This is a genomic window from Paenibacillus ottowii (assembly GCF_050516475.1).
In the GTDB taxonomy this organism is placed as follows: Bacteria; Bacillota; Bacilli; order Paenibacillales; family Paenibacillaceae; genus Paenibacillus; species Paenibacillus ottowii.
Genome location: NZ_CP191577.1, coordinates 506220 through 520341 on the forward strand (window position 1 = coordinate 506220; position 14122 = coordinate 520341).

Below are 14122 nucleotides of genomic sequence, written 5' to 3' on the forward strand. Positions count from 1 at the left end.
GTGAAACGAATTGATGAGATCTTAGAGTACATTGCCAATGGTACAAAGAAACTGTCGGTAGAGGCCTTGCAGGACGGCGGTGGAATTACGGCTGCGGAAATAGCTGATCAACAGAATATGTTAAGAAATAATGTAAGCAAGGAGCTTAATAGCCTACTTCGCGCCGACTTGATTATTAAAATCAAGGGGAGACCCGTCAAGTTTTTGCACAAGCAGGTGATCGAGGAGACCTTTCGGGTTCAGCTTAAAGAGAAACAAATCCAAGTCAACAGCATTCATGAAATATTGCTGCCTGGAGAGCAAGTGGATCCGTTTCACGCCTTAATCGGTTTCATGGGGAGTATGAGAAACCAGGTTGAGCAGGGAAAAGCGGCAATATTATACCCGCCGAAGGGCTTACATACGCTGATTGTGGGGCAGACTGGCGTTGGGAAAACAATGTTCGCTAGGTTAATGTATAATTATGGTAAATATATGAAGCGCTTTTCAGAGCAAGCACCGTTTATCGTATTTAACTGCGCCGATTATTACAATAACCCTCAACTGCTACTTTCCCACATTTTTGGTCATGTAAAAGGAGCATTTACCGGGGCTGATCGGGAGAAAGAGGGGCTGGTCGAGAAAGCGGATGGGGGCATCCTGTTTTTGGATGAGATTCATCGGCTGCCCCCAGAAGGCCAAGAAATGATATTTTATTTCATGGACACGAACAGCTACAACAAATTGGGCGAGTCGGAGCGCAAGCGGGAAGCGAATGTGCTGCTCATCGGCGCTACGACTGAAGATCCCGGTTCTTCCATGCTGAAAACCTTTATTAGACGGATACCGATTACGATCAACATTCCTTCCTTGCAAGAGCGAACCGTTGAAGAGCGGTTTTTGATCCTAAAGCATCTCTTTGCAAACGAAGCCCATCGTGTGAACAAGCCCATTAGGGTTGAATTGGAAACTGTAAAAGCACTGATTGGCAGCGTAACCTATGGCAATATCGGTCAGTTGAAATCGAATATTCAGCTTGTGTGTGCCAAAGGATTTTTGAACAGCATACATGAAAATAAGGAAGAGATTGAACTTGATTTTAAAATTTTGCCCGGAAATATCAAGGAAGGTCTATTTAATATGGGGAAGAACCGCAAGGAGATTGCCGAAATGGAGATGGTCAACTCCTCGCTGTATATTACTCCTGAAGGCAGCAAAGGAATGGGTGAAGCAGACGCTTCTGAACTGCCGTTCAACCTGTACAAATTGATTGAAGACAAGATAGGGATGCTCAAAGAAGAAGGACTCGATGACAGTTTTATCAATAAGTTTATAACTACAGATGTCAATATTCACATCAAAAGCTTCTATAACCGATTTTATAACATCAAAGGGGGACGGGAACGGATTCTTAAGATCGTAGGCAGAAATATTCTGGAGTTCGCTGAACAGGTGCAAGAGATGGCTCAAAAAGAATTGAATAGAAATTACAGCGACAGGTTTGTTTATGCCTTCAGTCTTCATTTGAGTGCCTTCTTAAAGCGAATCCGGGAGAAAAAATATGTCAGTAAACAAATCTATGATCCGATGAATGATCAGGATGAAGAATACAGACTGGCACTTATGATCAAGGATTTGATCGAATCCAAGTTTGAAGTCAGCGTACCCGATGCCGAGACTACCTATGTGGCGATTCTTTTGAAATCGGTAGAAGAGGAGCACCAGGGAAATGTGGGAATCATCGTAGCTGCCCATGGCAACAGTACGGCAAGCAGTGTCGTTAGCGTTGTCGACAGCCTGCTGGGAAGCTCGAATATTTGCGCAGTAGACATGCCTTTGGATGTTAGTCCTAGAGAAATCCTGGAAGTTATTGTGGATAAGGTTAAGGACATTGACAATGGCAGAGGCGTATTGCTGCTGGTTGATATGGGCTCCTTGCTCAATCTTGAAGCAACCATTATGGAACGTGTCGGGATTAAGGTGAAGACTATTGATATGGTTTCAACCCCGCTTGTGTTGGAGGCTGTGCGAAAGGCTAGTATTTTTGATATGAATATAGAGGAAATTTATCAATCTTTGAAGGATTTTCGTGGATATAACAATGGAAATGCTGGAGTGAAAGCGGAAAAGACCAGTAATAAGGTAATCGTGACGGTCTGTTCCTCTGGCAAAGGCGCCGCCGCCAAGCTAAAGGAGTTTGTAGAGAAGGTTGTTTATGACTTAACCGAAGAGAAAATAGTTGTTGTACCGGCAAAAGTCAGGGAATTGGACAAAGTGGTGAAGGATTTACGGGCCAAGCATACGCTTCTTGCGGTGATTGGAGTTAAGCGTCCAAGCGAGCTGAATGTACCGTTTATCCCTTTGGAGAAACTGATCGAGGCAAGCGGTGAGCAGGCATTAAGAGAATTGTTGCTGAACAATCAGTTGCCTGTTATGCATGAACACGGAAGCGTGGTCGTAAGAGATCTATGTGAGGATACGCTAAAGGAGTTTATGACTTATTTGAATCCTCACAAAATTTTGGGGATTTTGATGAAATTTATCGAGCAGCTGGAACAGGAACTGGAGGCTGATTTCCATTATGCAAAAAAGGTTCAGCTTGCTGTTCATACGGCTCATGCGCTGGAACGAATGGTCATTGGAGAAGGGCTAGTGTATCAGGAGGATGTATCCTTGCTTGACCAACGATTGCTCGATGTGGTGAACCGTTCCTGCAATATATTTGCCTCCAGTATTAACATTAAGCTGACTAATGATGAAAAATATTATATTTGCGAAATCCTAAGCGAAGTATATAACTGTATCCCTAAGTAGTGGCGTAAGTGTATAAAACGATGCTGGATGTGTATTAATCATGCGGATAAGGATAATAAGCAGGTGGTGAGAAAAGACCAAATTCCCGGATCAGCCGAGGGTTTGGTCTTTTTTTTTGATAGTTAATCGCATCATACAGAATCTTGGCATGAGACTTGCATATAAGTATAGGCGAAGGATGCAAGGAGGGGGTGAAACAAATGATAGGTGTTATTGTTGGCACTCATGGAAAATTTTCTGAAGAGATCCTAAGATCCACGGAAATGATTTTCGGCCATCTGGAAAATGTGGTGGGTGTAACGTTTGAACCAGGTGAAAGTGTTAACGGACTTGTTGAGAAGTACAAAGCGGCCCTGGAAACAATTGATTGGACGGACGGATTGATTTTTCTCGTCGATTTGTTTGGTGGCAGTCCCTATAATGCGGCCAGTAGGATTGTGGCCAGGTATGAAAAAATGGACATTGTAACAGGGGTAAACCTGCCAATGATCGTAGACCTGCTGACCAATAGAGGGCTGGAGAACGTGGAGAATCTGAGTGATCTGGCCATCCGTGCGGGTCAGGATTCAATGAAGTCTTTTCGTGTCATCCGGGACATACAAACAGAGGAGGAATTATAGGTATGGAAATATCATTTGTTCGTATTGATGACCGTCTGATTCATGGTCAGGTAGCTACGGTGTGGGTGAAGGAAACGAAGTGTAACAAAATTATCGCTGTCAGCAATGAGGTCGCTGCGGATACGCTGCGCAAAACCTTACTGTTACAGGTGGCGCCGCCAGGGATTAAAGCTTATGTTGTCACGATTGCGAAAGCGATTGAAGCTTACAACAATCCTAAATATAACGATTTCAAGACCTTGTTCCTGTTTACCAATCCCACGGATGTACTGCGGGTTGTAGAAGGCGGGGTACCGTTTACATCGGTAAATGTAGGTGGAATGTGCTTCAAAGAAGGCAAAACACAAATTACCGGAGCAGTGTCCGTAGACAAGCAGGATGTAGAGGCATTTTATAAATTGCACGAAAAGGGGATAGAACTGGAAATTAGAAAAGTGGCCAGTGATCCTAAAATTAATTTGATTAACAAGCTCCAAAATGTCCAGTTTTAACAACACGTACGTATAAGAGAGGGGGTCAAACATGAGTGTTTTTGAAATCGTAATGGTCACGCTGGTTGCAGCCATTTGCGGAATGGGCAGTGTTTTGGATGAAGGACAGACTCATCGTCCTATAGTTGCGTGTACACTGATCGGTCTGGTCCTGGGAGATCTCAAAACCGGAATCATTCTAGGCGGTACGCTGGAATTGATGGCTTTGGGCTGGATGAATGTGGGGGCGTCCATGGCTCCGGATGCGGCTTTGGCCAGTGTAGTCTCAACCATATTGGTTATTGTCGGGCACCAATCGATCGGTGCCGGAATTGCCGTTGCGATTCCGATTGCGGCTGGCGGACAAGTGTTAACCATTTTTGTTAGAACGATTACCGTGTTCTTTCAGCACCTGGCAGATAAATATGCCGAATCTTCAAATTTCAAAGGAATTGAATTATGTCACTTCATAGCCCTTCTTCTTCAGGGATTACGTGTCGCTTTGCCTGCCGTATTGGTGGCTATTGCAGCAGAAACCGGTCTAGTTACGACTTTGCTGGACGCGATCCCGGAGGTCATTACAAAAGGGCTGCAAATTGCTGGGGGATTCATCGTCGTTGTAGGGTATGCCATGGTTATTAACATGATGGCAGCCAAATATCTGATGCCTTTCTTTTTCTTGGGCTTTGTCATCGCGGCATTTACAAGCATCAATCTGGTTGGCTTTGGAATCATGGGAGCGGTTCTGGCTCTGCTGTATATCCAGCTCAATCCTAAATATAGCCAGCGCAAAGATCAAGTGGGTGAAATTGAAGAGCTCTAAAGAAATTCTTAATGAAAGAGTGGGGTACTATGGAAGAAAAAAAGTTGACCAAAAGCGATTTAAACAAAATGTTTTTCCGTTCATGGTTCCTGCTGGGCTCGTTTAACTTTGAGCGTATGCAGTCGATTGGTTTTTGTGTCACCTTGATTCCGGCAATCAAGCGGCTATACAGCAAGAAAGAAGACCAAAAAGAAGCACTAAAGCGGCATTTGGAGTTTTTTAATACTCAACCGTTTATCTCTGCACCGATTATGGGGGTAACGGCCGCTATGGAGGAGCAGAAAGCCAATGGCCAGCCGATTGATAATGCTACCATAAGTGGCGTGAAAGTTGGCTTAATGGGACCTTTGGCTGGAGTAGGGGACCCTATTTTCTGGGGAACGTTACGCCCCGTTCTGGCTGCATTAGGAGCTTCCATTGCGTTGTCCGGAAGCGTCATCGGGCCTGTCCTATTTTTCTTGCTTTTTAATGTTATTCGCCTGGCCACCAAGTGGTACGGACTTAAATACGGCTATCAAAAAGGGACGGAGATTGTGTCCGACATGTCCGGAAACCGGCTACAAAAGCTTACGGAATCGGCCTCCATCCTGGGACTTTTTGTCATGGGCGCGCTCGTATCCAAATGGACTACTCTGAATGTGCCACTGGAAGTATCAAGATACACCCGTTCGGATGGAGTAGAGGTGGTTACGACGATCCAGATGATTCTGGATCAATTGATGCCTGGTCTGTTACCTCTCTTGTTGACTTTTTTGTGCATGAGACTGCTCAAAAAGAAAGTGAATGCTATAGCTCTGATCTTTGCTTTATTCGCAATAGGAATTATTGGATACGCTCTTGGTGTATTGGCTTAAGCCAATTTGTAAAGTGATCCGGTCAAGCAGCCGTCTCTGACCGGTAGCCTGCCGCTTAACTTGTAAACGCTTTAAATTTTACGGAGCTCGGGTACTAACAGCCTCTTTCCTCTATGATCTGATATTCGCCGAGACCTGTTTTCTTCAGCGGCATATGCATATAGCATATCTCTCCACAGTTAGGTCATATTGAGAGGTTTATGAAGCCACGAAGACTTAAGGAGGCCATGGCATTGGGAAAGAGGAGACGAACTGGCTTTAAGGGCAAAAGAATTAGGGTGGACGTTAGACAATCTTCTTCAGCTCAAACAGGGCAAGGCGGCAACCCCATTTCGATCAATGCTTCGGACGTGGGAGTAGTAAGAACAGATGTCCAAAATAAATAGTCAGCTTGTACAAAGGGCTATGTCCTCAACGTAAAAAGATCGCCGGGAATAAGTTAGATAACTTGTTCCCGGCGATCTTGTTTTTTTCCACAGTCGGCAGGTACTTTCACTAGTATCCACGTCTACATAGCCTATGCCTTACTTTTCGTCTTGTTGTTGCCTTTCTTTGCAGGGTTGACTGACCGTGCAGGCGTAGCCTTCAGCACAGCATATCCGTAAGGCGGAAGCTCGACATGCAGCCCTCTGGTTTCTACGGACCACTGGCTTTCGCCAAAGGCTACCTCCCATTCCTGCTCTGGAATAGACAATTCAAAAGTGTGATCCTCATCGGAACGGTTGAATAGCACAAGCAGCACTTCTTCGTCGCTGCGGCGCTCGTAGGCGAGTGAAGCGCCATCCGGCTGTGCCTCCAGGAAAGTGATGCTTCCTTGATCACGAAGGACAGGGTGCGCCTTGCGAAGAGTGATCAGCTCACGATAAAAGTCGAACAGCTCGTGGTCCTGCTTATCGGTGTCCCACTCCATGCACTGGCGGCAGCCTGGATCGGCATCTCCATCCAGGCCGATCTCATCGCCGTAAAAAATGCAGGGAGCGCCCATATATGTGAACTGGAACAATGCAGCCAGCCGCATCAGTCGCTTGTCGCCCCCGCACAGTGTCAGCAAGCGCGGTGTATCATGGCTATCCAGCAGATTGAAGGCAACCTCAGATGCCTGCAGCGGATAGCGGGCAAGCTGTCGCCCAATGGCAAAGGCGAAGCTCTGGGCATCGGTCACTTTTTTGACGAAAAAATCATTCACCGCATAGGTGAACGGATAATTCATCGTCGCGTCAAACTGGTCACCCTGAAGCCATTCTGAAGATTCGTTCCACATTTCGCCCAAAATGTACGCCTCCGGATTAGCTTGCTTGACCGTCGTGCGGAATTCTCGCCAAAAGGCGTGATCCACTTCGTCAGCCACATCCAGTCGCCAACCGTCGATGCCGATCTCTTCGATCCAATGCTTTGCCACATTCAGCAGGTACTTTTTTACCTCAGGATGTTCTGTGTTCAGCTTGGGCATCATCGGTTCCAGCCCGAATGTATCATAGGTCGGTGTCCCATCGTTCACTTCCAGTGGAAAGCTATGTACATGGAACCAGTCCCTATAAGGTGAGGCCTCACCTTTTTCCAGTACGTCAACGAATGGCTTAAAAGTACGCCCCGAATGGTTGAACACTGCATCCAGCAGCACCCGGATCCCTCGGTCATGGCAGGTCTCCACCAGTTTTTTTAATGTTTCCTTGTCCCCAAAGTGTGAATCTACCTCCATATAATCCTCGGTATCATATTTATGATTGGTTGTCGCCTTGAAGACAGGAGTCATATAAATAGCGTTGATTCCCAACTCGCTCAGATGATCCAGATGGTCCAGAATCCCTTGTAAATCGCCACCGAAAAAATTGTCTTTTTGCGGTGTGCCACCCCAAGCCTCAGCACCTTTCGGGCTAATAGAGGGGTTGCCGTTGGCAAACCGTTCCGGGAAAATCTGATAAAATACAGCATCTTTGACCCATGCGGGAGGCATTAAGATATCAATCGGATTCAAAAATGGATATTGGAACAGTTTATCTGCATTTTGAGGTTCTTGAGTGGTAAAGTCATCCTCGTTCATCCAAATTCGCTCCTCGCCATCTTCCAGCAAAAATCCATATTTCAGGCGGCGATGAGTTGGTTTTACGACGCATTCATAGTAATCAAATCTGTCATCGGTAGCGAATTTGGACATCGGAATGAGCTGTCGAGTGCGGTCCCAGTCGTACTTATCTACGGCTAGGGCGTAAACAGCGGTCACATCATTTTTCTTTGTACGAAGCCGTAAAAATATCGTCTCATCATCATAACCAAAAGCCCAATTACGTTTCGGGTGGTGGTAAATCGCTTCCAGCAGCATCAGATAGGCCTCCTTTTTTATGTGCATCAAATTGAAAATGTGAAGCGTATGTCGTATAAGGTAGTTATTAACCTTTTTAAGTGGGTTATGTACCATAAATGCTATAATGCCCATTACATAAAAGAAAAACGATAAGTAGGTGTCTATTATGAAAACAAATGTGCTCTACATCGAGGATGACCAAGATATTGGTGCTTGGACACATCAGTATTTGGAAGAGCGGAATTACGCTGTAACCTGGCTTCGCAGCGGGGAGGGGGCTGTGGAAGCAGCTCATACGTGCCAACTCGTGATTCTGGATGTGATGTTACCCGGTCTGGATGGGTTTACTATTGGGAAGAGGCTCAAGAAAGAGTACCCGGAGCTTCCCATTCTTATGTTGTCTGCCCGTACATCCATTGACGACAAGCTGCAAGGACTGGATTTCGCAGACGATTATGTGACAAAGCCCTTTCACCCTGACGAACTCATAGCACGTATGGAGATTTTGCTGCGGCGATCAGGAAGCGTGTCCGAAGAATCTCTACAACTAGGGCATCTGTCTGTGTTTCCTCCAGATAACCGTATTGTAAATCGTGATACCGGGGAGGAAATTACGCTAACAGGCAAGCAATATCATATTTTTGCTTATTTGCTACGGCATTTGGGCCAGATTATGACAAAGGAACAAATGTATGAGGCGGTGTGGGGAGATCCATATATCGATGGAGACAAAACCTTAATGGTCCACATCCGGCACTTGCGGGAAAAGTTGGAGATTGATCCGGCGGCACCTCGTATCATTGAGACGATCCGCGGTGTAGGTTATCGGGTGAAAGCATAATGAGCGGTATGCGTAAGAGGTGGGTAGGATTGCATCGCAACTCCCGTTCAGGTCAGAAGGGGCGGTTTCGTAATTCACTGTTGTTCCGCTATCTGGTCATTATTGTGTTTGCTATGATGCTGTTGCCCATTGTATTGCCTGTTACAACCTTGATATATAGCATACTGTTGAACTTGCAGACAGATGTCAAGCCTAAGAATCCTTACTATCCCTCTACGACCCAAACTGAACATAGCTGGCATCGAGAAGCTATCGCCTTGAAGGGAGCTAGTCCAGAGCAAGTTTCAGCCCGTCTATGCAAAATACAGCAGGATATGTTCCCGGATTCACAAATATTTTGGGTCGATACCGCAGGATTAACCAGATTAGATCTGCCAACCCAACCTAACATTCCAAAACAATGGAGCGCGGCGCAGGCTATAGCTTTTATGAAGCAAGCCAGCTCTGAGGGGCCGTTTACAGTTGTGGCCTTTATTGGTGGGGGCAAGGAAGATATGAACCAGGGCTATATGGTATTAAAAGTGCCCCGTTCGTTCTTTGAACATCCGACTAGTGACAATGGCATGTTGATGTACTATCTCCTTTTTATTCTATTGGTTTTGGGAGCTTTTATATTCGTATCGCTTCTGTTTTTTGGAGGCATACGACGGAGGCTGTTGCAGCTTCAGGCCGCCATGTCGCAGCGAGGAGAGGATGGAATGCCCATCCTTGTTGCCACAGGACGACCGGATGAAATCGGCAAACTGGAGGAGGCGTTTAATCGGATGGTTGAGCAGTTGGCAGAAAGTCGAGGACGTGAGCGTCAGGAGGAGGAGCTGCGGAAAAGACTGGTCGCCGATCTATCACACGATATTCGAACGCCACTTACAGTTGTGCGTAGCCATCTGTATACCTTGGATGCGGAGAATCTGAGCAGTAGAGGGAAGCAGTCGGTTACATTGATGGAAAATAAGCTAAACGACCTTGGGAGTCTGATCGACAACTTGCTGACCTATAATCTACTATCCAGTGGCAAATACACCATGAATAACGAACCGCGTGATATATTGCGGCTGGTGCGTGAGTGTGCGGCCAGTTGGTACCCGGTGTGGGAAAAAGAAGGCTTTGAAGTGGATATCGATTTGCCTGAGCAAAGTCTGGTGTGGAATGTCGATGAGCAAGGCTTCCGCCGTCTGCTGGACAATCTCTTTCAAAATGTAGTTCGTCATGCTGCCTCAGGCCGATATATTGGTATTCAAGTTCAGAAGGATAACGGGAGAGAGGCATTGGTCATTGCGGATAAAGGCCCCGGAATGGAACAGCAATCCAGTGAAAAAGGAGCTGGAATTGGCTTGGCAATTACAGAACTATTGGCCCGCGAAATGAATTTGGAGAGGGAGATTTTCAGTTCATCAGTCGGGACACGAATCCGTTTTTTAAACAAAACTTAAACTCAAAGTTCCCTTGGCTTTAAACTTGGCACGTTACGATAGGTGTCGAGGTGAGAAACTTGAACGAATTAATTATTGAAACGAACAGTCTCAGCAAAATATACAAAGGCCGCGCTGCGGTTAATCAGCTGGACCTGAAAATAGCGCGGGGGGATATTTACGGATTTCTTGGACCCAATGGAGCAGGGAAAACGACAACGATCCGCATGCTGCTCGGGCTTATTCGCCCAACTCGGGGAACGATTCGTATATTCGGCAAGGATATTTGCAGACATAGACTCGATATTTTGCGTAAAGTTGGTTCGTTGGTAGAGTATCCTTCATATTATGGTCATTTAAACGCCGTCGAAAATCTGGAGGCTATTCGTCGTATTTTGAATGTGCCTAAAGATAACATTACAGAAGTATTGGAGGTCGTTCGGCTGACCAAGCACGCCAAACGCCCGGTAAAAGGCTACTCGCTGGGAATGAAGCAGAGACTTGGTATTGCAGCAGCCCTGCTCGGCAATCCCGAATTGCTTATTTTGGACGAGCCAACGAATGGTTTGGACCCCGAGGGCATTCAGGAAATGCGCGAATTGATCCAGGCGATGCCTAAACAGCGGGGAATCACTGTGCTGGTATCCAGTCATCTGCTGAGTGAGGTAGAGCATATGGCAAATACCGTCGGCATTATTCGTGAAGGACAACTGGTCTTCCAAAATACGATTCACAATCTCCGCCAGGAGTCCGCCGGGGGAATTCGGATTGTAGTATCGGAGCCGGAAGCAGCCCAATTGATTGCACGTGAACAGGGCTACCATTCAGTGAAGGACGGGTCAGCACTGAATTTTGACAACATGAATGATGCCGCTGTTGCGCTGCTGGTCAGAAGATTGGTCGAAAACACACATGCTGTATATCGTGTGGAGGAACGCCGCAAATCGCTGGAGGATATGTTCATGCAGGTGGTGGGCAAAGGAGGGGGCTCCCTATGATGCTGCGAGCGTTGACAGCGGATCTGCTCAAAGCACGCAGAAAGGGAATCTGGTTCCTGGTATTCCTCGGTCCTCTTGGACTGGTGGCCATGCAGGGACTGAACTTTGGGCTCCGCTATGACTATCTGATTCCGCGATACAAGGGCCGCTTATGGGAAAGCTTGATGGATAACATCGCGCTGTTTGTTCCCCTTGCGCTGGTGCTAGGAGCCACGATGGTTGCTTCCATGTTGGCGAATGTGGAGCATACATCAAACTCATGGAAGCAGCTGCTGGCTTTGCCTATTTCCAAATTTAGTGTTTATATGGCAAAGCTAACACTGGCCATTGGAATGCTGTGCGTGTCCTGTCTACTCTTGACGGTAGGGATTTGGACATTGGGGATGCTTCTTGGCTTTGGGGGAGAGCCCACACCGATTGGGGAGCTACTGCGGCTCGGATTTTGGCCTTTGGGTGGTACGCTGCCTATACTCGTATTGTTGTTGTGGCTAACAGTCACGTTCCATAATCAAGCGCTGCCTGTAACACTGGGCATTACGTTAGGTATCGGCAGCTTGTTTGCTTCCCAACTGTCCGAATGGTTTCCGCTGGCTTGGCCGCAATTCGCATGGGTTGCGCCACAAGCGTGGATATTCGCGTCTATCGGATGCGCAACAGGTATAATTCTCAGCCTGCTGACCGCAGCTCATTTTAGCCGAAAGGATGTGGCGTAATGTTCGGAGGATACGTACGGCTACTTTCTGTCGAACGCATGAAAATAGCAAAATCGCCCGTCTGGCTGCTTGCGCTCGTCAGTCCAGCGATTGCCGTACTGATTGGTTTGCTGGCCAATCCGGGAGGAAACTGGCTGTTGCTGTTGGCGGCCATGCTTACAATACATGCAATGCTGTTTCTGCCGATGCTGACAGCCGTGTTTGGGTCTCTAGTCTGTCGTTTCGAGCATGGGGGCGGCGGCTGGAAGCAGCTGTTGTCGTTGCCGTTATCCCGCACAGGTCTGTACGTAGCCAAGCTGACCATCATTATGGCTATGGTCGGTTTGACCCAACTCCTGTTCGGAGTAGCGCTGCTGGGTGTTGGAGCTGCACAGGGGATGAACGGGCCGATTCCTTGGGCCGTAATCGCCCAAAGCCTGCTTGCAGGCTGGGTTGCATGTTTGCCGCTGGCTGCCTTGCAACTGTTGGTGTCCTTTTTGTGGTCCAGCTTTGCTGCACCGCTTGCTTTGAATTTCGTCTTCACCGTGCCCAATATGCTGGTTGCCAACTCTCAGACCTATGGTCCGTACTATCCATGGACCCAGCCTCTATTGGCGATGATGCCGAGTGGGGGAGACAACTTCGGGGCGTTCATGGTGCCAACGGATACACTCTTGACGGTGGTACTGGGTAGCTTTGTCGTGTTTTCGTTGGCCGGCCTGACGTTATTTCGTTATAAAGAGATATAAAACGAATGTAGGAACTGCAAAAAAGCTCTTTACCCTAAATGAGGGTAAAGAGCTTTTTTGCTGTACTACAGGTTCGTGTGCTGAATTAAGGTACTTGCTCTATTGGATTACACTAAGTCTGAAATGGCACGAATATTTTCGCTGATCAGGCGGCAAGAGGCGTCGAACTTGGCTTGTTCTTCTGGATTTAGCTCAAGCTCGATAATCTCCTGAATTCCTCTACTGCCGATGATTGCAGGAACGCCTGTACAGACATCCGTGTGTCCGTACTCGCCATCCAATACCGCAGAAATCGCTATAATTTTACCATCGTCATTCAAGATGGAACGGGTAATGTACGCTAGCGCATTGGCAATACCGAAATAAGTGGCGCCTTTGCGGGTGAAAATCTCCCAACCGGCATCCCTTGTTTTTCGGGCAATGTCATCCAGATCAACGTGCCTGAATCGTTCTTTATGTTGACGCAAAATGTGCAAGAGCGGCTTGCCGCCAATCGTGACGTGTGACCAGGCCACGAATTGGGATTCGCCGTGCTCGCCCAAGGCATACCCCTGTACACTGCGTGGATCAATGGAAAACACCTCAGAAAGCAGCGTCTTAAGTCGGGATGAGTCAATAGAGGTGCCCGTGCCGATTACCTTATTGCGTGGCAGACCGGAAATACTCTGCACCAGATAAGTGACAATGTCGACAGGATTAGCGGCGATAACGAAAATACCGTCGAAACCGCCCTCCATAATAGCTGTCACAATCTCTCTGGTGATACGCACGGCGTCGTCCAATACAGATAGGCGGTCTTGACCCGGTTTAGGGTTGGATCCAGCTGTTATAATCACAACATCCATATCCGTACAGTCTGCATATGTGCCTGCACGGACCTTGGTGCGTGTAGACGTAAAATCCATACAATGAGACAGATCCAGTGCGTGGGCCAAAGCTCGATCATATGTGCGGTCAATCATCATGATTTCATCACAAATGGACTGATTGACCATTGAGTAGGCACAGCTCGAACCGACCATTCCCGCGCCGACAATCGCTACTTTCCTTGCCTTACCCTTCATTTATGTTCCTCCTCGTTCCAGCGAACGTTAATATGCTACAAATTATGCCGGAAATCCATTTTACGTTACATAACATAACATATTGCTGATCTTTTGGAAATATCCATTTTTTTGTCTTCATTTTGATAAATTAAAAACGAACGAAGAATAGAGGGGGAGTAATTTAGGGTTAATTAAAAGAATAAGCATGAAATATCAATACTTTTATTTGGAAGACAGGATGTAATGTATCCATTTATTTATAAATTATTTTTGTATGAATTATAACATGCACTATATCCATGGAAGAAATGTTGCCATGACAGCATTAGAAGTATGACATTTATGTGACGTTCTTAAAGAGCCTTGTGTGTATATAGTACAGAGTCATTCTCAGCAATGTCGCTTCTTGTATTTTTTTAAATTATTCGTTTGTGACAAAGGTTCTTAGTAGTCTGCAATATTAGAACATTTTTGCCAAAGGATTTCCAATGGTTTCCGCGAATCCTACATATACAAGCTTATTTC

13 protein-coding genes are annotated in these 14122 nt (G+C 46.6%); 11 read left to right on the top strand and 2 right to left on the bottom strand.

The window, feature by feature from the left end:
- From ACQQ6X_RS02240 to ACQQ6X_RS02265, 6 genes are all read left to right on the top strand, one after another.
- A complete protein-coding gene (locus ACQQ6X_RS02240; protein WP_305167884.1) occupies positions 1-2793 on the top strand; it encodes a sigma-54-dependent transcriptional regulator in 2793 nt (930 codons plus the stop codon).
- A gap of 200 nt (positions 2794-2993) precedes the next feature.
- Positions 2994-3413: a PTS sugar transporter subunit IIA gene (locus ACQQ6X_RS02245; RefSeq protein ID WP_013369099.1), complete on the top strand. Its 420-nt coding sequence runs from the start codon at positions 2994-2996 to the stop codon at positions 3411-3413.
- Between the two features lie 2 nt (positions 3414-3415).
- Positions 3416-3904 (top strand): mannose/fructose/sorbose PTS transporter subunit IIB, encoded by a 489-nt coding sequence (locus ACQQ6X_RS02250; protein ID WP_013369100.1) that lies wholly within the window; start codon positions 3416-3418, stop codon positions 3902-3904.
- A gap of 31 nt (positions 3905-3935) precedes the next feature.
- Positions 3936-4706 carry a PTS mannose/fructose/sorbose transporter subunit IIC gene (locus tag ACQQ6X_RS02255; RefSeq protein ID WP_305167885.1) on the top strand — a complete coding sequence of 257 codons (771 nt, stop codon included), beginning with the start codon at positions 3936-3938 and terminating at the stop codon, positions 4704-4706.
- Positions 4707-4717: 11 nt separating this feature from the next.
- Positions 4718-5560, top strand: coding sequence for a PTS mannose transporter subunit IID (gene manZ, locus ACQQ6X_RS02260; RefSeq protein WP_305167886.1), 843 nt, complete (start codon positions 4718-4720; stop codon positions 5558-5560).
- 233 nt (positions 5561-5793) lie between these two features.
- Positions 5794-5946 (top strand): hypothetical protein, encoded by a 153-nt coding sequence (locus tag ACQQ6X_RS02265; protein ID WP_305167898.1) that lies wholly within the window; start codon positions 5794-5796, stop codon positions 5944-5946.
- 131 nt (positions 5947-6077) lie between these two features.
- Here ACQQ6X_RS02265 and ACQQ6X_RS02270 read toward each other — a convergent pair whose 3' ends face one another.
- On the bottom strand, positions 6078-7880 hold the full coding sequence (locus ACQQ6X_RS02270; protein ID WP_305167887.1) for an alpha-glycosidase: 1803 nt from the start codon (positions 7878-7880) through the stop codon (positions 6078-6080).
- Between the two features lie 148 nt (positions 7881-8028).
- Between ACQQ6X_RS02270 and ACQQ6X_RS02275 the strand changes: the two genes are divergently transcribed.
- Genes ACQQ6X_RS02275 through ACQQ6X_RS02295 form a run of 5 tightly spaced genes read left to right on the top strand, consistent with a single transcriptional unit; the run spans position 8029 to position 12551 of the window.
- Positions 8029-8703: a response regulator transcription factor gene (locus ACQQ6X_RS02275; protein ID WP_149036177.1), complete on the top strand. Its 675-nt coding sequence runs from the start codon at positions 8029-8031 to the stop codon at positions 8701-8703.
- Positions 8703-10133, top strand: coding sequence for a HAMP domain-containing sensor histidine kinase (locus ACQQ6X_RS02280; RefSeq protein ID WP_305167888.1), 1431 nt, complete (start codon positions 8703-8705; stop codon positions 10131-10133). Before ACQQ6X_RS02275 ends, ACQQ6X_RS02280 begins: the two co-directional genes overlap by 1 nt.
- 59 nt (positions 10134-10192) lie before the next feature.
- Positions 10193-11110: an ABC transporter ATP-binding protein gene (locus tag ACQQ6X_RS02285; protein WP_305167889.1), complete on the top strand. Its 918-nt coding sequence runs from the start codon at positions 10193-10195 to the stop codon at positions 11108-11110.
- Positions 11107-11823, top strand: coding sequence for an ABC transporter permease (locus ACQQ6X_RS02290; protein ID WP_305167890.1), 717 nt, complete (start codon positions 11107-11109; stop codon positions 11821-11823). Before ACQQ6X_RS02285 ends, ACQQ6X_RS02290 begins: the two co-directional genes overlap by 4 nt.
- Complete coding sequence (locus ACQQ6X_RS02295; protein ID WP_305167891.1) at positions 11823-12551, top strand: ABC transporter permease; 729 nt, start codon at positions 11823-11825, stop codon at positions 12549-12551. The genes ACQQ6X_RS02290 and ACQQ6X_RS02295 overlap by 1 nt, the downstream gene beginning before the upstream one ends.
- A 107-nt stretch (positions 12552-12658) precedes the next feature.
- Here the strand turns inward: ACQQ6X_RS02295 and ACQQ6X_RS02300 are convergent, their stop codons facing one another.
- Complete coding sequence (locus tag ACQQ6X_RS02300; RefSeq protein WP_305167892.1) at positions 12659-13615, bottom strand: L-lactate dehydrogenase; 957 nt, start codon at positions 13613-13615, stop codon at positions 12659-12661.
- Positions 13616-14122: the final 507 nt, after the last annotated feature.